A 25,806-nucleotide genomic window follows, 5' to 3' on the forward strand; every position below is an offset into this window, starting at 1 on the left:
TTGGGGCAGTGACGTTCCTGTGGGAGCGGGCTCACCCGCGAACATTGCGACTGGGTCTTACGGCAGCGCGTAAGAAATCACATAGTCGCCACGATCAGTCGATTGGCGCGCACCGCCAGCGGTGACTACCACGTACTGCTTGCCGGTTTTCGGCGAAACGTAGGTCATCGGGCCGCCCTGGCTGCCAACAGGCAGGCGGGCTTTCCAGATTTCCTTGCCGTTGCTGCTGTCGTAGGCACGCAGGTAGAAGTCCTGAGTGCCGGCGATGAACACCAGGCCACCTTGGGTCGACAGGGTGCCGCCAAGGGTCGGCAGGCCGATCTTGATCGGCAGGTGCATGCGGATGCCCAGCGGACCTGTGTCTTCCACGGTACCGACCGGTACCTGCCAGGCGATCTGACGCGACTTCATGTCGATAGCGGTGAGGGTGCCGAATGGCGGCGCCTGGCAAGGAATGCCAGCAATCGACAGGAAGCGGTTTTTGTTGACCGCGTAAGGGGTGCCCTTGAGCGGTACGGCGCCCATGCCGGTGTTCAGCGCTTCACCACCGGATGCTGCGCCGCCCTTGTTTTGCGATGGGATCATCTGGATCCACAGGCCAAGGCGCATGTCATTGACGAAGATGAAGCCATGCACCGGGTCAGTGGAGATGCTGCCCCAGTTCATGCCACCTAGCGAACCTGGGAAGCTCAGCGACAGGTCAGTCCCCGGCGCGGTGTACAGGCCGTCGTAGCGCATCTTCTTGAAGTCGATGCGGCACAGCAGTTGGTCGTACGGCGTAGCGCCCCACATATCCGATTCGGTGAGCGTCTGCGCGCCGATTTGCGGCATGCCTACCGACTTGGGCTGGGTTGGGGAGTAGGGTTCGTTAGGAATGTTGCTTGGCTTGACCGGTACTTCGTCGACTTGGGTCAGCGGTTTGCCGGTGGCACGATCCAATACGTAGATCTGCCCAGCCTTGGTGCCGATCACCACTGCAGGCACGGACTGGCCGTCGTCCTTGGTGAAGTCGATCAGGCTCGGTTGCATCGGCAGGTCGAAGTCCCACAGGTCGTTGTGAACGGTCTGGAATACCCACTTCTGGTTGCCCGTGGTCGCGTCCAGGGCCAGTACGGATGCGCCATAGGTGTGGTCCAGCTTGCTGCGCTCAACGCCATAAATGTCGGTGGACGAGGAGCCCATGGGCAGGAACACCGTGTTCATGGCCGGGTCGTAGGACATCGGGGCCCAGCTGTTCGGCGTGCTGCGCACATAAGTGCTGTCGCCTTCTGGCGCTTTACGATCTTGTGGGTTGCCCGGGTCGAAGGCCCAACGCATTTGCCCGGTGATCACGTCGAAGCCACGAATTACGCCGCCTGGCATATCGGTCTGGACGTTATCGGCAACCCGGCCGCCAACCACCACAGTGGTGCCGGCCATCAGCGGTGCGGAAGACAGCTGGTAGTACGAGTCCGGTACATCACCCAGGCCGGCCTTGAGGTCAACCTGGCCATTGTTGCCGAAGCCCTGGCAGAACTGGCCGTTGTCGGCGTCCACGGCAATCAGGCGGCCATCGATAGTATTGGTCAGCAGGCGACGTTGGCAGTTGGCACCGGCCGGGACACTGCCCCCTTCGATCGGCGAACTATTGGGCTGCGTCGGCTGGGCGATCGCGGCGGTGGCATCGAAATAAGCCATGCCACGGCAACGCTGCCACACCTTGGACTGGGCGTTGATCGCGTTCTTCCAGAGCTCTTTGCCAGTGTCGGCGTCGAGGGCGATCAGGTTGTTGTGCGGCGTGCAGATGAACACTTTATTGCCGATCTGCAGCGGGGTCAGCTGGTCTTCGGCGCCGTTGCCGTCACTGATGGCGACATCACCGGTATGGTAGGTCCAGGCCACCTTGAGCTTATTGACGTTGTCACGGTTGATCTGGTCAAGCGCGGCGAAGCGGCTGCCGCCTTCGGTATTGCCGTAGTGAGCCCAGTCCTTCTGCTCTTTGCCGGCTTCAACTGGCGTCACGCCAGGGCCCTTACCGGTTGGAGCCACGCTTGGGTGGGCGACGAACATATTGCCCACCGCAATTGCCAGCACGACTGCCAGCACCCCAGCGATGCCATAGGCTCCACGGCCCGCGCCGACGCCGTTGGCGCGGGCCAGCATCGGGTACACCAACGCCACAACCAGGCCGATCACGGCGAACATGAACAGGCGCGAGAACAGCGGCCAGAAAACCAGGCCCGCGTCGATCAGTGCCCAGATTGCAGTACCTAGCACAAATGCCGCATACAGCCAGGCGCCGGCAACTTTGCGGCGGGCGATCAGAATACCGGCAATGGCCATGGCCAAGCCGCCAATCAGGAAGTACCAGGAGCCGCCCAAGCCTGCGAGCTTGACGCCGCCCGCAGCCAGGAGCAGGCCAAGCAGGGCGACGATCACGCCCAAGCCGGCCAGGATGATTTTCGAGGCGCCAGAGGCGCGCGATGTTTCGTTCATGCCAGGGATCTCAGCAGGTGGAATGCGCGCAGTTTAAGCCCTTAGCTTGCTAATTAACAAGTTGGTACATAATTTTATGAGGCTGATTGTCGCAGGGCCTAACGGGCTCAGATGTATCTAAAAGCCTAGATCAGTCGCGAAAATCCGCCGAATGGCGCGCTTGATCCCAATTAAAAATAACCGAGTGGCCTGAAGTACTCTCACTCGCTTGTTCAGAGGCTAGGCCATGGGCGGTCGATCCCGTGAAACACCGCAAGCCACACAGTGTGTTGCCCTGGCGCTGTCCATTCCACGCGATGCCGGCAGTGGGCTGGGATGTCCAGACAGTCGCCGGGTACCAGCAAGCGGGTATAGTCCTCATGCTCTAGACGCAATCCGGCACTGCCGGTCAGCAGTAGAATCCATTCGCCCTCGGCCTGGTCATACCAGAAGCCTGCAGGGCTGGCCTGGCCGCAGGAAACGATGCGCTCGATGCGCATGCCGGGGCGCTTGAGCAGCTCGTCGACGCGCTCGGCAGCGGTGGCATCGCAGTGGGGGAAGTTATTGAGCAGGTTGCTGAGGGTCATGTGGCGTTCTCGTGGCGGAGGAATTGCTACCACTATGGACCTGGATGCTCTGGTGCGCGCTTCTTGACCGCCCCTGTGGTTTGTAGGAGTGTTCCCAGACCTGAAAATTGGAGTGCCCATGGACAAGCTCATGGCGATGAGGATGTTCATCGCGACCGTCGACGCCCGTGGCTTTTCGGCCGCGGCGCGCAGGCTTGGCGTGGCGACTTCGTCGGTCACTCGTCTGGTCGATGCACTGGAGGCGCAGCTCGGTGCCACCTTGCTCAACCGCTCCACGCGACAGGTCAGCCTGACCGAGGCGGGCGCGCGTTACTTGGCAAGGGCCAGGGAAATCTTCGACGCCGTGCAAGAGGCGGACGCCAGTGTCGCCGACCGAGGCGACGAGCCGGTCGGCGTGCTACGCCTGTGCTTGCCCGTGGAGTTCGGCCGACGTGTGATTGCACCGCACCTGGGGCCTTTCTTGGCAAAACACCCGGCGCTCGAGCTGGACATCGATATGAGCGACCGGCTGGATGACCTGCTCGATGGCCGCTACGATCTCTCCATTCGCCTAGGCGATCCCGCCGCGAACGATGAGCTGGTGTGCCGACAGCTGGGGCGGTTTCAGCGTTGGCTGGTGGCAAGCCCCGAATACCTTGCCGCGCATGACACCCTGCTGCACCCCGAGCAACTGCTGCAGCATGCCTGCCTGCGGTTTCGCTATGGGCAAAAGGCGCGCCCCTGGCGCCTGCAACGTGCGGATCAGTTGCTGGAGCTGGATGTAAGCGGGCCGCTGCGTAGCGCCAATGCTGACCTGTTGCGCGAAGCGGCACTGGCTGGTAGCGGAATCGCCTTATTGGCCGACTGGCTCGTGCACGAGGACGTTGCAGCCGGGCGTCTGCGACGCTTGCTCGGGGATTGGCAGGCCAGCCCAGGCAGCGCAAACGACAGCATCAATGCCCTGTACTTGCCCAACCACCGAGGGTCGCGCCGGGTAAGCGCGTTCATTGGTTTCTGCCAGGGGCTGCTCAGGCCCTGATGGACACCGTTGCGCCAGCCGCAAAGCCCCGTTGCGTAGCGGCTGGATTCTCTGATCATCAGGTGCCCGGTAAGGTGCCGGTACATCGAATCTGTTACCGAGGTATCTTGCATGAATGGCTCTCTTGCCGCTGCCCGGCCAGCCCATGCCGGCCTGAGCCGTGCCCTGGTCGCGCTGCTGGCATTTTGCTGTGGCGCGATCGTCGCCAACATTTACTACGCTCAGCCCATTGTCGGGCTGATCGCGCCAGACCTTGGCTTGTCGACCGAGCGCGCCAGCCTGATCGTATCGCTCACCCAGCTGGGCTATGCGCTGGGCTTGTTGCTGCTAGTGCCGCTGGCCGACCTGGTGGAAAATCGCCGGTTGATGATCATCACCGCTGTTCTGGCGTGCGTTAGCCTGTTGCTGGCCGGCACCAGCAGCAACGGGCAGGGGCAGGTATTTCTGGCATACGCCTTGTTGATCGGGTTCAGCTCGGTGGCCGTTCAGATGCTCATCCCGTTGGCTGCACACCTTGCGCCCGAGCAACAGCGCGGGCGGGTGGTGGGTAATATCATGGGTGGCCTGTTGTTGGGCATATTGCTGGCGCGGCCTTTGTCGAGCTTGATCGCCGACCATTTTGGCTGGCGGACGGTGTTCATCGGGGCCGCTGCCCTGATGCTGGCAATCGTCGTGCTGCTGGCCCTGAGCTTGCCGCGTCGGGTGCCCGAGCACAGTGCCAGTTACGCCGGGCTGATGCTGTCGCTGATTGCCTTGCTGCGCCAGTACCCTGTGCTGCGTCAGCGCTCGTTGTACCAGGCGGTGATGTTCGCGGCATTCAGCCTCTACTGGACCGCCGCGCCACTGGCCTTGGCCAGTGAGCATGGGCTGTCGCAAAGCCAGATTGCCTTGTTTGCCCTGGTCGGTGCGGTGGGCGCCATTGCCGCCCCCATCGCCGGCCGCCTGGCCGATGCGGGCCATGCCCGTGCCGGTTCCCTGGTGGCGCTGCTGCTGGCGCCGGTGTCGTTGCTGCTAGGGTTGACCTCGCCTGGGTACACCGTCATCGGACTGGGGCTGACAGGGGTGCTGCTGGATTTTGCAGTGCAGATGAACATGGTCATTGGCCAGCGTGAAGTGTACGCACTGGACCCAGCCAGTCGTGGCCGGCTCAACGCGCTGTACATGACCAGCATCTTCCTGGGCGGGGCCGTGGGCTCGGCGTTGGCCAGTGGCCTGTATGCCCAGCACGGTTGGCAGGGGGTGGCTCTGGTGGGGGCAGCGTTGCCGGGGGCTGCGCTGGTCGTCTTCCTGCTGATTTCCAGGCGCACTTGAGTGGCCTCAGCGGCTCAGCGGCAAGGCTATACCAATCAACGCGAACAGGCTTGCACAGCAGCGATTGAAACCCTTGCCGCCCCTGGCCAGCCACGGTCGAATACGAAACGCCAGGCGCGCCAGTAGGTATTCGACGCAACATTCCACGCTAGCGAACGTCGCTGCCATGATCGCGAATTGTGCGAGCAGCCCGCGCTGCGGGTCGATGAACTGCGGCACAAACGCACCGTAGAACAACAGCACCTTGGGGTTTGCCATCGCAGACATCAGGCCCTGGCGCCACAGCGTCCAGTTGCTTCGGCCTGCATCATCCGCTGGCAGTTCCAGATGCAATGCGGGGCTGCGCCAGAGCCCTATGCCCAGCCATACCAGGTAAGCCCCGCCTACCCACTTGAGTATGGTCAGGACCGAGGCAGAGGCTTGCAGCAGTGCCGTCAGCCCGAACATCGCCAGCGCGATCAGCGCGCTGAAACCCAACACCCCGCCAGCAATGGTGAACAGCGTCCGACGTGCACCGTACAGGGCGCCATGGGTCAGCGCCAGCAGGCTGTTTGGGCCTGGAGTCAGCGACAGGCCGATGCTCGCCAACAGATAAATCAACCACGTATCCAGAGCCATCGTCGGGGGCCTTTGCCGGTTTGGGAAAAGTAAGTCTATGGAACGGCTCGCCAAGCGCAGGGTATTATCTGGACATCTAACGGTGTTCGGTGGACACACATGGCTCCAGACCTTCGCTTGGTGATCCTGCCGCTACCTGAGTTCGCGCTGTTGCCGTTCGGTGCGTTCCTCGACAAGTTACGCTTCAGCGCCGATGACGAGGACTACAGCCAGCAGCGCCACTGCAGCTGGACCCTTGCGAGCCTTACCGGTCAGCCGGTGCCATCGAGCAGTGGCGCAGTGTTGCAGGTCCAGGCAGTGGCTGAACGGCTGCCTTGGCGCGACTATGACTATCTCGTGATATTTGGCTGCCGAAATGCCCAGGCCGCTGCGGCGTGGGCGCCTGATTACCAGCATCTGCTCAAGCGTGCTGCCAGGGCTGGGGTCAAATTGGTCGCCATCGATAACGCCGCTTTTCTGTTGGCTGCCTGCGGACTGCTGGACGGGCATGACGTCGTGGTGCACTGGCGCCACGAGGCGGAGTTTCGTACAGCCTTCCCGCATCTACGGGTGCTGCGCGAGCAGTTGTACTGTATCGATGGGGCGCGTATCACCTGCGCTGGCGGCACCGCAGCGATCGATCTTGCGGTGCAGTTGCTAACGGCGAGCTGCGGGCGTACTCGGGCGCTCAAGGGCCTGGCCGACATGCTCGTCGACGAGTCCCGCGACGGCCGCCACGCCTTGCGTTCGCTGGAAACCGATGCGGCGCAGGGGCGCCACGTGCAGCGCGCGACGGCACTGATGCGTCACCATTTGGGTACAGGATGGTCGGTCGAGCACATGGCTGGGCAGTTGGGCATCAGCCGCCGGCAGTTGGACCGCCAGTTCAAGGCCAGTCACGGCATGAGCGCCAAGGCCTGGTGGTTGGAGACGCGCCTGCAGCAGGCACGTTGGCGACTGCTCAACACCCATCACAGCCTGGCGCAGATCGCTGATGAAGTCGGTTTGGGCGATGCCAGTTACTTGGGCAAATGTATCCGTCGGCGCTTTGGCTGCACCGCGCTGGCACTGCGCAACAGTGCGTCTCACATTCACTGCGGCGTGCCGAACAGGCCTGTCCAGTAGATACCCGCATCGCTTTTGGGGTCTACGGCATAGGCCCCGCCCATTTCCTGGAAGTCCGGGTTCATCAAGGTGGCGCAGTGGCCAGGGCTGTCGAGCCAGCCATCTACCACTTTCTGGGCGGTGTCGCGGCCAGCCGCGATATTTTCGCCAATCAACCGATACAGATAACCGGCAAGCTCAGCCCGGTCGCCCGGTGTGCGCCCGTCCTTGTCGATGTGGTCGAAAAAGTTCTGATTGGCCATCGCCCGCGTGTGGTTGGCGGCCACGTCTGCCAGTACAGGGCTCCAGCTCAACGCCGATGCCGCAGGAAAAGGTTGCCCACCACACTGGCGCGGCGCCTTGCGGGCGTTGTTGATTGCCTGCAAGAGCTTTTGCCCTTCGGCCTGCCAGTCGCCCAGCCGCCCGCTGAGCAAGGGGCGGGCGAGCACGATGCGCCAATCACGGCCCTCCTGACTGACGCCGATATCGACGAATTGGGGGTCAAGCACCACCTGGCAAAAGCTTTCCTTAATGGCATTCATGGCTGCGGTCGCATCGCGCGGGCCCGACAGGCTGATGGCCTGCACATTGACCATCGGATAGGCCGCGCGGCTCATGGCCTGTTGCAGATCGCGCGTGCCCTCCGGCGACAGGGCAAGGCGGGTATCGCTATTGAGCGCAGGCAGTTCCACCGACACGTCTTCACCACAGCGTTGAGCCTGGCTGCGGTAGGTGTTGATCGAATCGATCAGTTGCGCCTCTTCGCCGGTAACGGCCAGGGCGCTGGTCGACATGACCAGGCCCAGGGACAAGGCGGCAACGGATGACAGGACGCGCATGTGGATCTCCCTGTGGCTGGCAGCGTCTGGGTATGCGCTGCTCATCCTACACAAGCGCAGGGCTTTTGGCCCAGCCTCATGCGAAGCGAAAAAAACGCCAGCACTGACTTGCTGGCGGCGAAAGAGGGGGTAGACCGACGAACGCCGGAAAAGTGCCTTAGCGCGTCAACGCGCTAAGGCTTGGTTGGGTTTGTAGAACAGAAAGTGCCGGGTTTCGGCAGTTTTGCGATAGGCCTTCGCCCAGGCGGGGTGGACCTTGCGGTCATGGAAGTACAGTGCGCCGCCGGTGGGGTCTTTCAGCTGCTGATTCAACGCCTTGCGCGCGATTTCCTTGGCAACCTCGTAGCGCGAAGCTTCCTCGACCTGATCGGAGCGCCCATCGCACCACCAGGAAAACTGGCAGGCCTTGGTTTCAACGCCCTGCTTGACCACGCCGCAGATGGTGTCTGGGAAGCCGTCGTGGCCTAACCGGTTGATCACCACGCTGGCCACAGCGCTCATGTCTCGCGCGTCGGCGCCTTTGGCTTCCCAGTAGATGCTGCGGGCAAGGCAGGTAATGCTGTCGTCCAGCGGTGCCTGGCCGGCCGGGTCGACTGCCTGCACCTCTGCTGGGGTGATGGTTTCCGGTTTCTTGGGTGGCGCGGCGTCCTCCACGACTTTTTTCTCAAGTTGCTCTGCTTTGTCTTCTGCAACCGCGGCTTTTGGGTTGTCCGCGGCATGCGAGACGCATGTGAGCGCGGCTGCCGTCAAACCGATCACCATCCACGTCAGGCGCATGGTCATTATTCCAGAGATTGGCTGTTTGACAGTTTAGCCAAGCGGCGTCATTTAAGCGTTAGCATTAATACCAACGGTAGAGTCACGGCAGCCAGCATGGTTTGCACCGCAATAATCGTTGCCATCAACGGGGCGTTGCCGCCCATTTGGCGCGCCATCACATAGGATGATGAAGCGGTAGGCAAGGCCTGGAATAGCACAGCCACTACCGCTGCCTGACCGTGGAGCCCAAGCAGCCGACACAGGCCCCAAGTGGCCAAAGGCATGATCAAGAATTTGAATGCCGAGGCTGCCACCAGTGGCCGCACCTGCTGACCCAGGCTGGCGCCGCCCAAGGCCGCTCCCACGCACAATAGCCCTAAGGGCAAGGCCGCCTGGCCCAGTGCTTTGATAGTTGGCTCAATGCCGGCGGGCAGCCCTAAGCCGGTTACCCGCAGCAGCAGACCTGCGGCGCAGCCAACGATCAAAGGGTTGGCGAAGATGGCGCGCAACACGGTTGTCAGTGAGCTGTGACGTGCGCTGAAACGCGCGAACACCAGCACGCAAAGCAGATTCACCAACGGCACGATGGAAGCGTTGGCCACTGCTGCCAGCGCGATACCGGCGCTGCCGTAAAGCCCGGCGGCGAGGGTGGCGCCGATGTAGTTGTTAAAGCGTACCCCTCCCTGAAATACCGACGTGAAGTCGGCGCCCTCGTGGTTCACTGCACCTTGGTAAAGCACCAACAGCACTGCCCCGAGCAATGTCGAAAGCATCAATACCCCGACCATGCCCAGCACCGGTACGCCATTGAGGTCCGCGGTGGCCAGGCCATGCAGAAACAGTGACGGTAGCAGCACGTAATAGCTCAGGCGTTCGGCACCCGGCCAGAACGACTCGGCGAGCAAGCCGCGCGTGCGCAGCACCGTGCCCAGCCCGATCAGCAGAATGATTGGCACCAACGTAGTCAACAGCAGGTGAGGCATCTGTGCAGTTCCATGCAGGGAAGTGTTTCAGTCTGTGGCTGGATGGAATGCCTGGCAAGCTGCGCAGTCCCATTCGTTACGTGGGTATGAAGCCCGCCCAACCCAAGCCATGGAGAAATGACATGAAAGCATTCGTCGCCACCGCGTTGCTGGCCTGCGCCGGCCTCGCTCAAGCCGCTCAGACGGTCGAGCTGAAGCTGGCCGGGGAGGATGGCCCAGGCAAGTCGATCGGTACCATCAGCATCGAACAGAATAAATATGGCACCCTGCTCACGCCCGATCTCAAGGACCTGCCGCCAGGTGTGCATGGCTTCCACCTGCACCAGAAAGGCTCTTGCGCAGCAGCTGCCGAAAACGGCAAAGCAGTGCCGGCGGGCGCGGCAGGCGGCCACTGGGACCCAGACGCGACCAACGCGCACAAAGGCCCATACGATGACAGTGGCCACCGGGGCGACCTGCCAGCGTTGTATGTGGGTGCCGATGGCAAGGCTACTTACCCGGTACTAGCACCACGGCTCAAGGCAGAGGACTTCAAAGGCCATGCGCTGATGGTGCACGCCGGCGGGGACAACCATAGCGACCACCCGGAGAAACTAGGCGGTGGTGGGGCGCGCGTGGCCTGTGGTGTGGTGCAGTGATGCTAGTGAACCGAAGCCGACTTTACTGAATGCGCACTTGGCCGCCTAAGCCCTGACCTAGTGGGCTTTGAGCGCAACTGCAATCGGTAAGCGGCTAGCCAAGACGGTCGCTCCCACACCTTTCGCACAAGCCTGTACGATCCGATTGGGAGCGCCTTTGCATCGCCAAGGGCCGCAAAAACGCCCCGGCGCTCTCAAGAAAACAGCGTTGAGTCTGCTGGTGAGCTTTAGTCAGCAGGCTTGACTCAGCGCTGCGGGTTGAGGGTCAGGTGCACGTGGCGGTTGACGTCTTTGTACAGCAGGTAGCTGAACTTGCCTGGGCCACCGGCATAGCAGGCCTGCGGGCAGAAGGCACGCAGCCACATGAAGTCGCCGGCTTCCACTTCGACCCAGTCCTGGTTCAAGCGGTACACTGCCTTGCCTTCCAGCACGTAGAGGCCGTGTTCCATGACGTGGGTTTCAGCAAATGGAATAACACCGCCAGGCTGGAAGGTGACGATGTTGACGTGCATGTCGTGACGCATGTCGGCCATGTCGACGAAGCGGGTGGTTACCCAGCGGCCTTCGGTACCTGGCATTTCGATGACGGTTGCGTTGTCACGGTGGGTGACGAACGACTCAGGCACGGCCAGGCCTTCGACTTTCTGGTAGTGCTTGCGCAGCCAGTGGAAAGTGACGTTGGCCTGGCTGTTGTTGCGCAGGCTCCACTCGGCACCTGGCGCCAGGAAGGCATAGCCACCCGGTGTGAGGGTGTGGTGCTTGCCTTCGACGGTAATGTCCAGTTGGCCTTCTACGATGAACACCACAGCTTCGGCGTTAGGGTCCAACTCGGGACGCTCACTGCCACCTTCCGGGGCTACTTCGACGATGTATTGCGAGAACGTTTCGGCGAAACCCGTCAGTGGTCGGGCGATGACCCACATGCGCATCTTGTCCCAGAACGGCAGGTGGCTGGTGACGATGTCACGCATCACGCCTTTGGGGATGACGGCGTAGGCTTCGGTGAACATGGCACGGTCAGTCAACAGCTCGGTTTGAGCTGGGTGCCCACCGTGGGGGGCGAAGTAAGAATGGTTCGACATGTGCGGTCTCGACTTGTTGTTCTCTCCCCGTGCCTTGAACCACACCGTCCGGTGCGTGCAGGGGATGTGCGGACAGCATAGAGGGCAGCCCGCATCATCCACAAATTAAATGTTGAAATACACGACATTCGATTACTGAATGCAGACGTTGCGTCCAGCATGGCCCTCCGGTAGCCGGTCGCCGTGACCAAAAAGCTTGTGCCGCAAGGTGCCGTGAGCATAGCTCAGCGGGTAACGGCCACGGCGCTGCAGCTCTGGCACCAAAAGTTCGACGACGTTGGCCAAGTCATCCGGCTGAACGGCGTAGGTCAGGTTGAACCCGTCAATGCCCGTCTGATCGAGCCAGTCCTCGAGTTGGTCGGCCACCTCGCTGGGATCGCCGACCAGCACGGGCCCGCGGCCGCCCAAACCGATGAATTCGGCCGCTTCACGCACCGTCCAACGGCGTTTGGGGTCGGCGGCCGTGAAAGCCGCCAAGGCGGCGCGCCCGGCGTCGTTTTCCACGTATTCGATGGGCGCTTGCGGGTCCAGGCCGGCCAAGTCGATGCCAGTCCAACCCGACAGCAGGGCCAGAGCTGCGTCCAAGTCGACGTAGCGGCGGTACTCGGCAAAGCGCGCTTGGGCTTGCGCAGTGGTTGGCGCGACGATCAGCAACGCCTGGGCGTAGATCAGAACCTGCGCTTGAGCACGCCCAGCCACTGCGCTTGCCTTGCGGATGCCGTCGGCGTAGCGACGCAGCACGGTCTGTGTCGGGCCGCTGATGAATACACACTCTGCATGCCGGGCGGCGAACTGCTGACCGCGTGCTGAGGCACCGGCCTGGAACAGCACCGGCGTGCGTTGGGGCGAAGGCTGGCACAGATGCATGCCAGGCACCTGGAAGTGCTCGCCCACATGACTGATCGGATGGACTTTCGACGGATCGATGTAACGGCCGCTTTCCCGATCCAGTTGTACTGCATCGTCTTCCCAGCTTTTCTCCCACAGTTTGTACAGCACATCGAGGTATTCCTCGGCCAGGTCGTAGCGCTGGTCGTGACCCAGTTGACGCGCCGAGCCCAGGTTACGCGCGGCGCTGTCGAGGTAGCCGGTGACGATGTTCCAGCCAACTCTGCCATTGCTCAGGTGATCGAGCGTCGACATGCGTCGGGCGAATGGGTAAGGGTGCTCATAAGTGAGCGAGAAAGTCACTCCGAACCCCAGGTGCTCAGTGACTCCCGCCATTGCCGGCACCAGCAGTAACGGATCGTTGACTGGTACTTGCACGCCCCCACGCAGGGCCGCGTGCGGGCCACCTTGGTAAACGTCGTATATTCCCAGCACATCGGCGATGAACAGCGCGTCGAACAGCCCGCGCTCTAGCAACTGCGCGAGGTCAGTCCAGTAGCCCAAGCGGTTGAACGCCACGCTGGTGTTGCGTGGGTGTCGCCAAAGCCCTGGGGACTGATGGCTGGCGGCGTTCATGCTGAAGGCATTAAAGCGAATAGGGCGGGCCATTGCCTTCACTCCCTGGTCATGGCAATAGAGAAACTGGGTAGACCGCATCGGCCACCTGCAGCTTGTGCGCGATCAGGCCAAGCCCTTCAAAGGTGTCGGCCAGTCTTTGTTGCTCAGCGATGATCTGCGGGGTGATGGCAACCGCATTGTAGTTGCGCCGTTCGCTGGCCACCTGCAATACATCGGCGTTGATACCCAACTGAGGTGCCAGTAGCGCTGCGACCTCATCAGGCTTGGCATTGGCCCACTGGCTGACCTTGCTCAATTCACTGAAGAAGGTCTTGAGCAGGTCGCGGTGCTTGTCCGCGAAGGACGTAGTGGAAAGGTAGAATGTACGGTTGTTGGAAAGGCCGCTGCCATCGCGCAGGTTTGTCAAGCCCGGCTGGCTTTGGGCGGCAGCGAGGAACGGGTCCCATAAGGTAGCCGCCTGCACGCTACCTGATTGCAGGGCGGCGACTGCGTCGGCGGCGTTGTTGACATAGGCCGGGGTGATGTCTTTGTAGCTCAGGCCGGCCTGTTGCAGCGCCACCGCTAGCAGGTACTGGGCGTTCCAGCCTCGGCCCGTCGCCACGCGTTTGCCTTTAAGGTCCTGCACCGACGTTAGGTGGTCTTGCTCGCGCACCACCAGCCCGATACCGCGCGGATAGGGCTGTTCGGCGGCCAGATAGATTACCGGCTTGTTCGCCGCCTGGGCGAATACCGAGGGCGCATCTGCCGCATGTCCCAGATCGATGGCACCCGTGCTGAGTGCTTCGAGCAGTTGCGGGCCTGCGGCGAATTCATGCCAGCTAACCTTCACACCCAGCGGCGCTAGCGCTTTCTCCAGTGCTCCGGTGCCCTTGAGGATGTTGATGCTGTTGAATTTCTGATAACCGATGCGCAGTGTCTTGGCGTCTTCGGCCAGGGCATTGGACCAAGGCAGCAAACTACTGACTAACGTAGCCATGATACCGCCGACCAAAAGGCGACGTAGAGCAGAGAAGGGCATAAAGATAGCTCCTGATAGGTGGGTCACGATGTCCTCAGCCTAAGGAGCTGGCATGCGGCCTTCAATTTTTTTATTCCATTTTGTTAGACCGTTTAGCTATTTTTATATCGTTTTATGTTTTTGGCGGTTCGTGACGAAATTTTCACATCCTCTTGATAGGATTCGGGCCCAAAACAAGGGAGCCCTTCAATGCCCATCCTGCGTCGGCGCAGCGTTCGTATCGCGCTCACTGCTACCACCTGCCTAACTGTCGCCACCTTGGGCTTTTTCGCCTGGCAGTCTTTCTACCCCGTGCAGGCCGCCGATGGCTGGCAGGTCCAGGTGCTGCACCGTGATGTGGCTAAGGCCGCCTCATTACTGCCTCAGGCCGATGGCAGCCTGCTGGTGAGCCGCGAACTGGATGACAGCAAAGGCAGCATTCTGAAAATCACTGCCAGCGGTGACCGCGTCGTACTGATCGATAACCTTTCCAAGCCGGACGGCATGGCCGCGGTGAAAGGTGGCTGGGTGTTCAGCCAGGAGGGCGGGCGCGCGCCGGTGAGCCTGTCGCGCGATGGGCAGCTCACCGAGCTGTTCGATGGTGAAAGTGTGCAGGGCTTGTGGAACGATGGTGACCATCTTTACGCAGTCGAAGATCGCAAGGGCAATGGCCGGCTGATGCGCTACGACTGGGCAAGCGGCAAGCTTGACGTGTTACGAGCGGGGTTGACCGAAGCCGAAGGGCTGACTCGCTGTGCCGATGGCCGCTTGTTGTATACAGAAAAAGGCAGTGGCAACGTGCGCGCCTTGGCCGACGACGGTAGGGACCCAGTAGTGGTGCAGGGGCTGAGTCACCCTACGTTTCTGATGTGTGACGAGCGGGGCTTGTGGATCAGTGAAGACAACACTCACCGCGCACGCCTCTTACGTGTGGATGCGAAGGGTATTCAGCACGTGGTATTGACCTTCCTCAAGGCGCCGCAGTCGATCGTCGCAGATGGCAAAGGGGGTTACCTGCTGGCCGAAGGCGGCCGCGACCGCGTGTTGCAACTGACGCCACCCGCGGCCCAGAGCACCGCCCAACGTTGATGGGTTGCTGCACCTGCGGCTTTCGCGGGCGCCGGGCGCCCAACCCAGTTGCTCCGAGCCATGCAGGGCTGTTAGTCCGCTATCATCAGCAATGACTGTGGCACTGCGCTTTGCGGGTGCTGTGGCTCCTGTAGGCTCAACAGCCTGAAGCCCGCCATGTGCAACGCATTGAGCCAGCTGGCCAACGTCCGGTAATACCACGGCATGGGCTGCCAGTTGCCAGCAAAGCCTGCAAAAGTTTCCACGCGCCAGCCGTCCTGATAGTTATCGCTCGCCACGCACCAGGGGTGCGTAGTCTGGATGACCAAGGCCCCACCAGGCACCAGCAGTTCCTTGGTCGCCGCCAACAGCGGGATGACGTCTTGTTGCAGCAGCGCGAAGTTGGCACAAATCAGATCGTATTCGGCTCCGATATCCACCTCTGCGGCAGCTATCTGCCCATAGCTGGCGTGGTACACCTGCGCAGACCCAGCGGCCCGCGAAGCTTCCACCAGCCCTGCATCACCCTCTACCCCGACCGCCTCGATACCGCGGTCAGCCAATGCCCTGAGTAACCAGCCTTCACCGCAGCCAAGGTCCAGTACTCGCTCAGGCTGGCGCCCAAGAATCGCCAGCAGCACTGCCTGGTCGGTGACTTGCAGCCGGCTCTGGATGACGCCGCCGCGCACTGCGTCTATCCAGGCACTGGCGTTCAGTTGCCAGCTGCTCAACACGTCATCGTCGGATGTCGTCATGCCGCTGCTCCTGGGAAAGGTGAGTGCTCAAGCATAGGCATCCAGCGTCGCCTTGTCTGCGCGGGGCTTGCAGCGCCTCACGCCCATAGAAAGCCAGGGCAGTGGCCCAGGTGGTCAACCATACGAATATCCCGGCCCAGAACGTGTGCGACATATAGTGCCAGCCCTGTAGCACGCGGGTGGTGCCGTAGACGAAGCCGATCAGCAAAATGCCCACCAGCAGCTTGCGTGCGTGTTGCCACCGGTGGCGCAGGGCCACGAAGTACAGTGCCAGCAAAGTGAAACCGCTGGACGCGTGGCCGCCAGGCCAACAGCGACCTTCGCCAGCCTTACTGAACCAGCGCAAGTTCTCGTACCATTCAACGCGCGCTTCGGCGCCGCCGTAGAGCGTAGTTTCCACCGGGCAGTACACGCCGGTATGGCTCTTGAGGTAATGAATCACGGTTGTGCTCAAAGCGAACGCCGCCACCACGAACAGAAAATCACGACGGTGCGCGCTGGTGAAGCGCAGAGCCGGGGTGACTCTGCTGGCATCCAGGCCGCGGGTGAGCAATGCATCGGGATGCTTTGCCAGGCATGGCCAGATGAACGACAGCAGTGATCCGACGATTGCCGCTTCGCCAGTCCAGTTCGGCAGGATGCGTGGCCATTTATGCGTCAGTTTCTCGAACGCCGGGTCATGCAGCAGTGAAAACTGGCCGGTGGCGGGGTCGAGGAGCAGATTGCTGATCCAGCGATCCAGTTCGGTAAGATCGAACATCAAGAACACAACCGCTGCCAGCAGAAGTGGTACGACCAGGTTGTGGAAGTAAAACTTGGTTATCGATGATGCAGGCATGCCTAGCTCCCTGCGTGGCTGGTGAATGCTGGCCACTGATTGGCATTGAGCTGCCCGAGCAAGTGAGCTGTGCCATGGGTTGAACTGCTGACGAATAGGGTACTGGCATAGCCAGCAGAGCGTTCGCCACCGGCTACGCCAAACCTACGCTCCAGGTGGTCGATACAGCCGCTGTGGGTGACCAGCACCAGATTATGCCCCTCTCTTTTATGAGCCAACACGGCATCGGCAAAGCGGCTGTCGCAGCGCGCCAGCCACTGTTGGGTTTCGACAGCTTTGCCGAAGGCGAACGAGGCGGTCTGCTGGGTGCGCGCTTCGGGGCTGGTGAAGATGTCGGCACCGACCAGGCCCAAATGGCGTATACCGTCACCGACCGTAGCAGAGGCCCGGCTGCCGTCCACGGTAATGCCGGCAGAGTCGCTCAGGCAGGCATGATTGGAGCGGTCGCAGCGTTCGGCATGGCGAACCAGAAGGATCATATCGCCGCTGTTCCAAGCGCTACGGATACCCTCGGGCAGGGCTTGCGAGCTACCCAGGTTGGTGACGCGGGAGGGCAAGCCATGCATGAGGCCCAGTGCGGACGCTGCCACCAGCATGGCAAGCAGCCGGATGATCGGCAGCTTGCGACTTTTAAGGTGCAGCCTGCGTAGGGGTAACGCGATTACATGTTCCAGCATGCTGTCACTCCAAGGATAAGGCTGGCAGCACCTTATCTTCGGTGTTGTGGCCCCTCAGTGAAGTGGGTGTGAAAATTATCTTGCCGGCAGGGGGCCCACTGACGGTGCATATCGAGCAATGCGCACCGAGTTGGTGCTCGAGCGTGGGGTCCAAGGACCGTTAATGCCAGATCGTTAGCTTGCATACGAGTTGGCGTACAAATTGCTATCACTTGGCCATATGATGTCGCATGTGGTGAATAAAATGTCGCTTTCAAGCCGTTCCATGCAGTTGTCTTCTAAAGAAAAACGTTGGTTGCCGTGGTTCGGTAGTGCGGGCAAGCTCAAGATGGCCTGGGCTTGCCGGCTCAACCGCACGCATTACCCAGTAATCGAACAGACCTTCGAGGCAATTGCACAGACCCGCGTAAAGTTGCTGCACAACTGGGCCAGTGAGCAGTGGGAGCACCTGGCAGAGCTGGCGCAGCAATTAGCGCAGAGCTCCACGCAGGCCGACCGCGCGCTACTAGTGGACAAGCTGGCCCAGGCTGAAGATTTTTCCGAGCTGTGTGTGGTGGACCTGACGGGTGATGTGATGGTGTCTACCTGGGATGGGCGCGGCAACTCGAAAAGCGCACAGCTTGATGCCTTGGCCGAAGGCTTGAAGGCGCCTTTCCTGCACGGGCCGTACAGCGACCCGTTGACGTTGCAAATCGGGCCGTCTTCCTCACGCTTTCACGATGAAGTCACGTTAATGTTCTATCAACCGATCCAACGCGGTGGTACCACCGTAGGCTGCCTTTGCGGCCGTGTGCCCAACGATGTGCTCGGCGATCTCATCCAGCGTGAAGCCGGGCATATATACGCCGAATCTGGCGACAACTATTTGTTCATGGCCCAAGCACGTTTTGACCCAACCATCGAGCCAGGCACTGCGTTGTCGCGCTCGCGTTTCGAGGATGGCACCTTCACCCATGGCGAGAACCTCAAGGGCGGCGTGCGTACTCCATGGAGTACGGTGCAGGTCCGCCGTCATACCGAGCTTGAGCTGCGCTTTACCGACCCATCGACTGGCCAATTGCACCCCGGCGTGCGGGAAACCATTCGCCATGGCGCCAACCTGTTCGTGACTTACCCAGGCTACTCGGACTATCGGCATGTGCCGGTGGTAGGCAAAGGCGTTACCTTCCAGCTGCCTGGCTCACCCGACCGCTGGGGCATGATGTGTGAAGCCGACCTTGAGGAGGTGTACCGCAGACGCTCGCTCAGTTACGGGCTGATGAAGCCCTATGTGGCGATTATGGCTGGCCTATTTGGCTGCAACTTTCTGGTTCAGCATTACGCCGGGCTGCCCCAGGGGTGGAACGATGCCATTGCGGCCCTGGGCATGCTCATCGCCACGCTGACATTCAGTGCTCTGGGGCCCAAACGCTTGGCTGCGCGGCTCAATGGCATGAGCGGTGTACTACGTACCATTGCCGAAGGTGAAGGTAATCTACGCCAGCGTCTGGATCCACAAGCCCTGGCCAATGATGAAACCGGCGATATGGCGCGTTGGATCAACAGTTTCATCGACCGCCTGGATGCGGTGGTCGGGCAAGTGGTGAAGGCTAGCCGCACAGTGGGGTCCACTAACCGGATGATGCTGGGCCGCAGCCATGAGGCGAGCATGACCTGCGCTGATGTCTGCGAGTCGCTGCACCAGATGATGATCATCATGGAAGAACAACTGGGCGAGTTACAGCAGGCTTCGGTCAGCGCCGAACAGATGAAACAAGCCATGGATGAGGTGGTCACCCGGGCCCGTGAGGACTTCCAGGCGGTGCAGGCCGGTACGCAGTCGATTCGCGATGTGGTCGCACAATCCTCAGCGAGCGTGCAGTCGCTGGACAACCGTATGGGCCAAATTGGGACTATCACCGGGTTGATCAGTGATATCACCCATCAGACCAACCTGCTGGCGCTCAACGCGGCCATAGAGGCCGCACGCGCTGGCGAGCACGGCCGGGGCTTCGCGGTGGTGGCCGACGAGGTGCGCAGCCTGGCGGCGCGGACATCGCGTGCGGCCGACGACATAAGGCACATGGTCGGTGGGCTGCAGGAAGAAACGCAGCAGGCTGTGAGCTACATGGAGCACGGGGTAAGCGATGTCGATCACAGCCTGCGCCTGGCTGAAGATGCGTCATCGGAGAACGTGCAATTGCACCAGGCGGTCGAGGCGATGTTCGCAATCATTCAGCAGTTGAATCGGCGCAGTGTGCAATACGGCAAGACCATCGAGCAGGTGAACCAGTCCTCCGACCAGATGCGCCAGACAACCGTGGTACTACAGAGCAGTGCAGAGACGGTGAGGGTCAATGCCGGTAAGTTGCAGAAGCTAGTGGGGCAGTTCGAGGTCAGCAGCGACAGTAGGCGCGCTGCTCTAGCATGAATGGCAAAGGGTATGGGTGCGGTCTCATTCAAGGTATGATCCGCGCCCGCAATCGGAGCCTGCCATGGCTAAAGACATCGAAAACCCCTGCGTTTCGCTTTGCCAGCTCAACAGCGAGCTGTGTGTGAGCTGTGGTCGCACCCGCGAAGAAATCCGTAAGTGGCGCGGCATGAAACGCCCGGAGAAAATGGCTACCGTGCAGCGAGCTGCCGCGCGAATGAAGGCCATTGCCAAAAAGACCGCCAAGCGTCAGGGCAGCGAGTGAATCTGCCGCGTTCGCTCAGGCCGTAAGCAATCGCTACAGGCGCAGGTTCACCTAGCAAGGGCAATCCAGGCATCCTTAGTAGCTAGCCTTGCTCGGCCAGGCTATCGGTGCCAGCCCCGTCAATGGTGTCGGCCTGCAGTTTCAGCCGGTCGGCCTTGCTGATGTATTTGGGTTTGTTGCTTTTGGGGGCCAGCTTGGCATTGGCCTTTTTCTGGTGAGCCTTGAGCAATTGTTTGAGTTTCTTCTGGCGGTTCATCGTCCATCTCTGACGTGCAGCAAAGGTCGCTGCATTGTACATCGTGGCTAGCCCCCTTGGCCTTTGACCCGCATCCATAGGGCACCTCCGCAGGGGCAACAAGGCTGCTTCCAAACAGCCAGTGATAGCGGTAGCCTCGGCAGACCTTGGCCGATTGAAATCCTTACCATGCCTGCAGGCTTCCCTGGGTTGCCTTCACTCAATGCGCTGCGCGTGTTCGAAGTGGTGGCGCGTCAACTGAACTTTCGCCTCGCCGCAGAGGAACTGGGCGTTACGCAGGCAGCTGTGGCCCAGCAGGTGCGCGGCTTGGAGGCGAGCTTGCAAGTTCGCCTGTTCGAGCGCCTGCCACGGGGCGTAGGCTTGACCGATGCCGGGCGTAGCTATGCTGCGAGCATTCGTAGCGCGCTGGGGATGATCGACGACGCCACCCGTCTGCTGCGTCCGACGCCATCTCAGGTTACGGTCAGCGTGACGCCATCGTTTGCCTCCAAGTGGCTGATTCCACGGCTCGGTCACTTCGCCGAGGCCCATCCCGACATTGACTTGCGCTTACTGGCCACCGACCGACTCTCACATTTTCACACCGATGGCGTTGATATCGCCGTGCGGTACGGCCAACCGCCATTTGGTGGCGGGTTGAACGTCGAACGGTTGATGGACCAGAGCATCGTTGCAGTGGCCAGCCCAGGGTTGCTGGCTGAGCGGGGTAAGCCCGACACCTTCACCGCATTGCAGGGGTATGTGGCCCTGCATGACGGGCACGATTTCTGGCCAGCGTTCAGCGCGGCCTTATTCCCAGGCCACCCGCCAGCGACTGCGAAAACCGTGCGTTTCAACCAGACATCTTTGGCCATCGATGCCGCGCTCGGCGGGCAGGGCATCACCCTGGCCAGCTTGGCTTTCGTCAAGGCCGACATCGCGGCCGGCCGCTTGGTGCAGGTGTTTGCCCAGTGTCTGAGGCTGGACCAAGCCTTTTACCTCGTGTGGCCCCGCCGCATGCACGAGCCTCAAGCGCTGAGCACGGTCAGGGCGTGGCTCAGAGCCCAAGTAGCGGAAAACTGAGCCCGCCTCTGCAAGGCATCAAGGTTGCTGGTGATTGGGCGCACTGCGTTGTGCCACCGGCGCTGAAGGTGCTGCAGCCCACTGAGCGCTGTCGCGCTGCTGCAAACGATGGAAACTGTCGGCGATACTGTCGATGATCGACGCGTCCTCAACCGGATGCAGGCCAGGGTAGGGCTTGCCGTGGTAATCGCCATCATGGGTCAGCACCGCGTCGACCCGTTCGCCGCTGGCGTTGTACAACTGCTTCATGCGCTGGGCCTCGCGGTCCTTGGCCGAGTTGCAGCGCAACGCATAATGAATGGCCAGTGCCGCCCCCTGAGCCAGGGCGGGTGTGGCAATGCCGTGCTTTTTGGCCAAGTCGATGCTGCTGAAGATTCGCTCGTTACGCTGCAGTTTGCGCATCGGGTCACGCCCTACACGGGCGCACGGGTCTTTGAATGAGCGCTTGCAGCGCTCCAGAAAGACATCGGCAAACTGCGCAACGACTTCGGCCAAGTCTGGGTACTCGGCCACCAGCGTGGGCGCCACTTCATCGTGGATAAGGCGTTGCGCCAGGGCACTGACACGGTCATCACCCATACCCTGGCCGACCCAGGTGTACCCCAACAGGCTGGCGTACCAAGCGATGATTGCATGGGGGCCGTTCCACAATCGGTTCTTGATGATCTGAATCGGGGTGATGTCCTTGACGGTCTTCACCTGCCGCAGCCGCTCCAGCAGGTCGCCGCCGCGTTCGACATACAGTGGCATGTCCGGCTCGCTGTTGAACAGCACCAAATGCAGCTGGCTCATGGCATTGCTGGATTGGGCAAAGGGCCTGAAGCGGCTGATCAGACGCTGATATTCAGCAGTTGGGCGCGCCGGTTCTTGCTCGTCCTCCAGGCTGTTCTGCAACATCTGCGACTTGATTCGCAATTGCCGAACCAGCGCATCATTGCTGATCTTGGACACGATGCGGCTGACCACTGTTTCGGCAAAATGCGTCTTGAGCAGCACCTGCCTGGCGATGTCTGGAGCGCAGAGCGCTGCCAACTGCGTTTGCACATGCCGCCGTACGAATGCTGCGCCGCCGATCTTGTTCAGCACGATCAGCAAGGTCAGTTCGCGGCCCCGCCGCTCGAAGCGTTGCAGCAAGCCCTTGGCAATTACCGCGGCCTGTTGCTGGATAGCTTGCTCAGGCAGGCTCAAGCCTATGATTTCCGAATCGTTGTACATCTGGATGACCGCCTGCTCATCATCCATGTCGATCATGCGCACATTTTCGATGGTCTGGTCGAACGCGCTGGCCCCATAGCGCACGCTGTAACTGCCGAATGCGGTAATGGTCTCCCGGAGCATGGGCGAGCGGGTCGCTGCGATGATCTCGCAAGGCCGCGTGTAGCCGTCCCAGTGGGCAAATACCTGAGTGAGATAGCCGCCGCCAATAGCACCGAAACCATGAATCCCCACCCGGAACTGATTGAACGAGGTGGGGAAAGGCTCGGCCAGTTCTGGCATACCCAGGTCGGGCACGCACTCGCTCAGGTCGGCAAGAAACGCGTGCATGCTGCGGTAGGCCTTGAGTGCGCCTGCCTTGACCTCAGGTGCAGGTGGTTTGATGTCTTCGATCAGAATTGCCTGGCCTTCGGCGCGGATAGCCGAGAGCAGCCCGTTTTCCGAGTCCTCGACCATGAAACATTGCTCTGGCGCGCAGTTGAGTGCCCGCGCCGCTTGCAGGAATATCTCTGGGTGAGGTTTACCTTGGCTGACTTCATCGCCGCAGACGGTGATGTCGAAGTACTTGAGCACGTTGGCATTGATCAAGTATTCCTCGGCGATTGCGCGGCGGCTGGAGGTGGCCACGGCCATGGTCAGGCCGGATTTGCGCAGCCGCTCGAGCACTTCCAGCAAACCTGCCTTGATCGGTACGCCATGATTGCGCACATGCTCAAGTTCCAGCTCATCGGCGCGCTGACGAATCTGTGCGTACGGGAAATCTTCGCCGTTGTGGGCCTTGGCGAGGGCTTCGGCTTTCTTCGCACTCAAACCCAGCGAACCGATGAGCGTCTGCTCACTTAGCGCCCGGCCAAAGATTTCCAGTGAGGCCTGTTTGAGCGTCTTGAACCGCAGGCGCTCGGTGTCGAACATCGTGCCATCCATATCGAAGATGGCGCTGAGAATTTTTTTACCCTGAAACAAGATCATTGGCTGTCGCCCCTTTTAGGTTGGCAGGAAACCGTACGTCTTCGGTGAATGAATGACGTGTGAATGCACGCACTGCAGCGTGGCCAGTCAGGTAGGGGGTAGGCGGTCGACAGGGGGGCGCTGGGGCGCTACCCAGAGGTAGGGCGCAACGGCGCGGGGAGTGCAGAGGAGGATGGCGATCTTTGAAGCAAGGCGGGTGATGGCGTTGGCTTTGAATTCACGCCCACTGGCTGCCGAAGGGGTGGCGGACAATGGGCGCACATAGCGATGGATACGTGTGATTCCGAGCATAAGGTAAGGGTTTTCCTTCTCTGGTGACTGACGTTCCTTTTTTACCCTTGCACGTATGGGCACGCTGATGCAAGGCGTAAGCAAGATTCGTTCGTTTATCGAACACATGCACCTGCCATGCCCTCAAGCATGCGTCAGCCTCTCCGATAGCTGCTCACCCACCGTCGAAATTTCGACCCAACGTGGTGACAACCAGCACTGAAGGAGTACTGCTTGCATGTTTGCCAACCTGAAAATTCGTACCGGAATGGCCTGGGTGCTGTTGCTGTTCAGCATGACCTTGTTGTTTTCAACCGTCAGTGCTTGGCGTGCGGCGCTGGGCAGCGACGCGCAGATAAACGAGCTGGACCAGACCGCTCATCAATCTGACCGGTTGAACAACGCCCTGTTGATGGCGATTCGTTCCAGTGCCAACGTCTCTTCAGGATTCATCGAGCAACTAGGTGACCATGACGAAAGTGCGAACAAGCGGATGGCACTTTCGGTCGAGTTGCTAGGCAAGAGCCAGGGCCTGGTGGATGAATTTGTAGAAAACATGCGTGATCCGGCCCTGCGCAAGCTGGCAATGGAGCTGCAGGCGACGTTCGGCGAGTACGCTAAGGCCGTGGCTGGCCAACGCGAAGCCACCCGTCAACGCTCGCTGGACGCGTACTTTAAGGTCAACATCGATGCCGGAAACGCCATGGGTCGGCTGCAGGCACTGCGCCAGCAGTTGGTGGCTGCGCTGGGCGATCGCGGCCAGCAGATCATGCAGGAGTCCGACCGCCGCCTGGCGCGCGCGCAACTGCTGAGCCTGGGGTTGCTGGCGGTGACCTTAATGCTCGCGGCGCTGTGCTGGGCGTTCATCGCCAAACGGGTATTGCACCCGCTGCGTGAGGCTGGGTTGCATTTCCAACGAATTGCCGGCGGCGACCTCAGCGTGCCGGTCCAGGTGCATCAACGCAACGAGATCGGGCAATTGTTCCATGAGCTGCAGCGCATGCAGCAGAGTCAGCGTGAAACGCTGGGCAGTATCAGCGACTGCACCCGGCAACTGTCCGACGCAGCGCATGCCTTGAACAGCGTTACCGAGCAAAGCGCAGAAAACCTTCGGCAACAGGGTCAGGAGCTGGAACAGGCTGCCACCGCCGTCACTGAAATGACCACAGCCGTAGAGGAGGTGGCGCGTAACGCTGTCACCACTTCCCAAGCTACCCAGCAATCCAATCAGTTGGCGCAAAGAAGTCGCCAGCAAGTCAGCGAGAACATCGATGGTACCCAGGCCATGACCGACGAGATCCAGACCAGCAGTGCCCATCTGGAGCAGTTGGTCGGGCAGGTGCGGGATATTGGCAAGGTCCTGGAAGTGATCCGTTCTGTATCCGAACAGACGAATCTGCTGGCGCTGAACGCGGCCATCGAGGCGGCCCGTGCCGGAGACGCCGGGCGCGGCTTTGCCGTGGTGGCCGACGAAGTGCGCACCCTCGCTTACCGTACCCAAGCCTCGACCCAGGAAATCGAACAGATGATCGGCCGCGTGCAGCAGGGCACCGAAGCGGCAGTGGCCTCGATGCAGACCAGTACCCGCCGCGCCCAGTCAACGCTTGAAGTGAGCCTGGCCTCGGGCCAAGCGCTGGAAGGCATCTACAGTGCTATCAGTGAAATCAACGAGCGCAACCTGGTGATTGCCAGTGCAGCGGAAGAACAGGCGCAAGTGGCCCGTGAAGTTGACCGCAACCTGTTGAATATCCGCGAGTTGTCCGGGCATTCGGCGCAAGGCGCGCAGCAGACACGCCAGGCCAGCCAGGCGTTGTCCGGGCTGGTCGGGGAAATGACGGCGTTGGTGGGGCGGTTCCGGGTTTGACGTTCAGCGCTGTTTGCCAAGGACGTAGTGGTCGAACTGATCGATGTACTCGTCGACGTTGTCCTCAAGCATCATGCGGTACTGGTCGCTGAAGTACTTGACGATTTCCTCGCGTGCAGCAGCCATTTCAGCGCCGGACTTGAAGTTACGGGCGCTGATCCAGGCGCTGAAACGGCTGGCGGCAAACGTCATCGAGGCGCTGACCTTGCCGACGTCGGCAAGGGTATCGATCTGCTGATTGGCCAGGTCGATATGCGCATCGGCGCGGTCGTAGAATGCCTGGTCGGTGGCTTGGGTCATGACGATTTACCTGTGTGGGCG

General features: G+C 61.0%; 25 protein-coding genes. 9 read left to right on the plus strand and 16 right to left on the minus strand.

Translation table 11 applies throughout. From position 1 onward, the window contains the following. Nucleotides 1–57: 57 nt before the first annotated feature. Together J5M56_RS03590 and J5M56_RS03595 are read right to left on the minus strand one after the other, a co-directional pair. On the minus strand, nt 58–2,475 hold the full coding sequence (locus J5M56_RS03590; protein ID WP_186477821.1) for a glucose/quinate/shikimate family membrane-bound PQQ-dependent dehydrogenase: 2,418 nt from the start codon (nt 2,473–2,475) through the stop codon (nt 58–60). Nucleotides 2,476–2,687: 212 nt separating this feature from the next. Beyond that, nucleotides 2,688–3,041 (minus strand): cupin, encoded by a 354-nt coding sequence (locus J5M56_RS03595; protein ID WP_207869762.1) that lies wholly within the window; start codon nt 3,039–3,041, stop codon nt 2,688–2,690. A gap of 118 nt (nt 3,042–3,159) precedes the next feature. On the opposite strand from J5M56_RS03595, the gene J5M56_RS03600 reads away from it, so the two are divergent. Together J5M56_RS03600 and J5M56_RS03605 are read left to right on the plus strand one after the other, a co-directional pair. Continuing rightward, a complete protein-coding gene (locus tag J5M56_RS03600; protein ID WP_060477116.1) occupies nt 3,160–4,059 on the plus strand; it encodes a LysR family transcriptional regulator in 900 nt (299 codons plus the stop codon). Nucleotides 4,060–4,170: 111 nt separating this feature from the next. Beyond that, nucleotides 4,171–5,370: an MFS transporter gene (locus tag J5M56_RS03605; RefSeq protein ID WP_207869764.1), complete on the plus strand. Its 1,200-nt coding sequence runs from the start codon at nt 4,171–4,173 to the stop codon at nt 5,368–5,370. Nucleotides 5,371–5,376: 6 nt separating this feature from the next. Here J5M56_RS03605 and J5M56_RS03610 read toward each other — a convergent pair whose 3' ends face one another. After that, nucleotides 5,377–5,988, minus strand: coding sequence for a LysE family transporter (locus J5M56_RS03610; RefSeq protein WP_207869766.1), 612 nt, complete (start codon nt 5,986–5,988; stop codon nt 5,377–5,379). A gap of 99 nt (nt 5,989–6,087) precedes the next feature. On the opposite strand from J5M56_RS03610, the gene J5M56_RS03615 reads away from it, so the two are divergent. Continuing rightward, a complete protein-coding gene (locus J5M56_RS03615; RefSeq protein ID WP_207869768.1) occupies nt 6,088–7,092 on the plus strand; it encodes a helix-turn-helix domain-containing protein in 1,005 nt (334 codons plus the stop codon). On the opposite strand, the gene J5M56_RS03620 is transcribed toward J5M56_RS03615, so the two are convergent. The 3 genes from J5M56_RS03620 to J5M56_RS03630 form a co-directional block, all read right to left on the minus strand. Then, nucleotides 7,059–7,910 (minus strand): CAP domain-containing protein, encoded by an 852-nt coding sequence (locus J5M56_RS03620; RefSeq protein ID WP_207869770.1) that lies wholly within the window; start codon nt 7,908–7,910, stop codon nt 7,059–7,061. The two genes, J5M56_RS03615 and J5M56_RS03620, sit on opposite strands and share 34 nt — an antisense overlap. 165 nt (nt 7,911–8,075) lie before the next feature. Next, nucleotides 8,076–8,687 (minus strand): cell wall hydrolase, encoded by a 612-nt coding sequence (locus J5M56_RS03625; RefSeq protein ID WP_207869772.1) that lies wholly within the window; start codon nt 8,685–8,687, stop codon nt 8,076–8,078. Between the two features lie 47 nt (nt 8,688–8,734). Beyond that, nucleotides 8,735–9,652: an AEC family transporter gene (locus J5M56_RS03630; RefSeq protein ID WP_060477122.1), complete on the minus strand. Its 918-nt coding sequence runs from the start codon at nt 9,650–9,652 to the stop codon at nt 8,735–8,737. A 122-nt stretch (nt 9,653–9,774) separates the two neighbouring features. Between J5M56_RS03630 and sodC the strand changes: the two genes are divergently transcribed. Next, nucleotides 9,775–10,290: a superoxide dismutase family protein gene (gene sodC / locus J5M56_RS03635; RefSeq protein WP_186477814.1), complete on the plus strand. Its 516-nt coding sequence runs from the start codon at nt 9,775–9,777 to the stop codon at nt 10,288–10,290. Between the two features lie 245 nt (nt 10,291–10,535). On the opposite strand, the gene J5M56_RS03640 is transcribed toward sodC, so the two are convergent. The 3 genes from J5M56_RS03640 to J5M56_RS03650 all read right to left on the minus strand — a co-directional run bounded on the left by J5M56_RS03640 (nt 10,536) and on the right by J5M56_RS03650 (nt 13,857). After that, complete coding sequence (locus tag J5M56_RS03640; protein ID WP_060477124.1) at nt 10,536–11,372, minus strand: bifunctional allantoicase/(S)-ureidoglycine aminohydrolase; 837 nt, start codon at nt 11,370–11,372, stop codon at nt 10,536–10,538. Nucleotides 11,373–11,504: 132 nt separating this feature from the next. Beyond that, nucleotides 11,505–12,869 carry an LLM class flavin-dependent oxidoreductase gene (locus J5M56_RS03645; RefSeq protein WP_207869774.1) on the minus strand — a complete coding sequence of 455 codons (1,365 nt, stop codon included), beginning with the start codon at nt 12,867–12,869 and terminating at the stop codon, nt 11,505–11,507. Nucleotides 12,870–12,885: 16 nt separating this feature from the next. Beyond that, nucleotides 12,886–13,857, minus strand: a complete 972-nt coding sequence (locus J5M56_RS03650; protein ID WP_207869776.1) for an aliphatic sulfonate ABC transporter substrate-binding protein — start codon at nt 13,855–13,857, stop codon at nt 12,886–12,888. Between the two features lie 189 nt (nt 13,858–14,046). Between J5M56_RS03650 and J5M56_RS03655 the strand changes: the two genes are divergently transcribed. After that, complete coding sequence (locus J5M56_RS03655; protein WP_207869778.1) at nt 14,047–14,925, plus strand: hypothetical protein; 879 nt, start codon at nt 14,047–14,049, stop codon at nt 14,923–14,925. Nucleotides 14,926–14,996: 71 nt separating this feature from the next. On the opposite strand, the gene J5M56_RS03660 is transcribed toward J5M56_RS03655, so the two are convergent. The 3 genes from J5M56_RS03660 to J5M56_RS03670 are packed head-to-tail and all read right to left on the minus strand — an operon-like array spanning nt 14,997 to nt 17,174. Beyond that, on the minus strand, nt 14,997–15,659 hold the full coding sequence (locus J5M56_RS03660) for a methyltransferase domain-containing protein (RefSeq protein WP_186477810.1): 663 nt from the start codon (nt 15,657–15,659) through the stop codon (nt 14,997–14,999). Continuing rightward, complete coding sequence (locus J5M56_RS03665; protein ID WP_207869780.1) at nt 15,640–16,497, minus strand: phosphatase PAP2 family protein; 858 nt, start codon at nt 16,495–16,497, stop codon at nt 15,640–15,642. The genes J5M56_RS03660 and J5M56_RS03665 overlap by 20 nt, the downstream gene beginning before the upstream one ends. A 2-nt stretch (nt 16,498–16,499) precedes the next feature. Beyond that, nucleotides 16,500–17,174: a histidine phosphatase family protein gene (locus J5M56_RS03670; RefSeq protein ID WP_207869782.1), complete on the minus strand. Its 675-nt coding sequence runs from the start codon at nt 17,172–17,174 to the stop codon at nt 16,500–16,502. Between the two features lie 244 nt (nt 17,175–17,418). On the opposite strand from J5M56_RS03670, the gene J5M56_RS03675 reads away from it, so the two are divergent. Both J5M56_RS03675 and J5M56_RS03680 read left to right on the plus strand, forming a co-directional pair. Continuing rightward, complete coding sequence (locus tag J5M56_RS03675) at nt 17,419–19,584, plus strand: methyl-accepting chemotaxis protein (RefSeq protein ID WP_186477807.1); 2,166 nt, start codon at nt 17,419–17,421, stop codon at nt 19,582–19,584. A gap of 64 nt (nt 19,585–19,648) precedes the next feature. After that, nucleotides 19,649–19,849: a DUF1289 domain-containing protein gene (locus J5M56_RS03680; RefSeq protein WP_060477130.1), complete on the plus strand. Its 201-nt coding sequence runs from the start codon at nt 19,649–19,651 to the stop codon at nt 19,847–19,849. Nucleotides 19,850–19,931: 82 nt separating this feature from the next. Here the strand turns inward: J5M56_RS03680 and J5M56_RS03685 are convergent, their stop codons facing one another. Beyond that, a complete protein-coding gene (locus tag J5M56_RS03685; protein ID WP_186477806.1) occupies nt 19,932–20,105 on the minus strand; it encodes a DUF2986 domain-containing protein in 174 nt (57 codons plus the stop codon). Nucleotides 20,106–20,273: 168 nt separating this feature from the next. Between J5M56_RS03685 and J5M56_RS03690 the strand changes: the two genes are divergently transcribed. Beyond that, the gene (locus tag J5M56_RS03690) at nt 20,274–21,167 is read left to right on the plus strand and encodes a LysR substrate-binding domain-containing protein (RefSeq protein WP_186477805.1); all 894 of its coding nucleotides are present in this window, start codon (nt 20,274–20,276) and stop codon (nt 21,165–21,167) included. 18 nt (nt 21,168–21,185) lie between these two features. Here the strand turns inward: J5M56_RS03690 and J5M56_RS03695 are convergent, their stop codons facing one another. Next, a complete protein-coding gene (locus tag J5M56_RS03695) occupies nt 21,186–23,351 on the minus strand; it encodes an HAD family hydrolase (protein ID WP_207869784.1) in 2,166 nt (721 codons plus the stop codon). A gap of 87 nt (nt 23,352–23,438) precedes the next feature. After that, nucleotides 23,439–23,642 carry a hypothetical protein gene (locus J5M56_RS03700; RefSeq protein WP_207869786.1) on the minus strand — a complete coding sequence of 68 codons (204 nt, stop codon included), beginning with the start codon at nt 23,640–23,642 and terminating at the stop codon, nt 23,439–23,441. A gap of 217 nt (nt 23,643–23,859) precedes the next feature. Here J5M56_RS03700 and J5M56_RS03705 point away from each other — a divergent pair, with 217 nt between their 5' ends. Next, nucleotides 23,860–25,485 carry a methyl-accepting chemotaxis protein gene (locus tag J5M56_RS03705; RefSeq protein WP_186477803.1) on the plus strand — a complete coding sequence of 542 codons (1,626 nt, stop codon included), beginning with the start codon at nt 23,860–23,862 and terminating at the stop codon, nt 25,483–25,485. A gap of 3 nt (nt 25,486–25,488) precedes the next feature. On the opposite strand, the gene J5M56_RS03710 is transcribed toward J5M56_RS03705, so the two are convergent. Beyond that, on the minus strand, nt 25,489–25,785 hold the full coding sequence (locus J5M56_RS03710; RefSeq protein ID WP_060477134.1) for a DUF3144 domain-containing protein: 297 nt from the start codon (nt 25,783–25,785) through the stop codon (nt 25,489–25,491). Nucleotides 25,786–25,806: the final 21 nt, after the last annotated feature.

Source organism: Pseudomonas sp. 51_B (assembly GCF_017491595.1).
In the GTDB taxonomy this organism is placed as follows: Bacteria; Pseudomonadota; Gammaproteobacteria; order Pseudomonadales; family Pseudomonadaceae; genus Aquipseudomonas; species Aquipseudomonas promysalinigenes.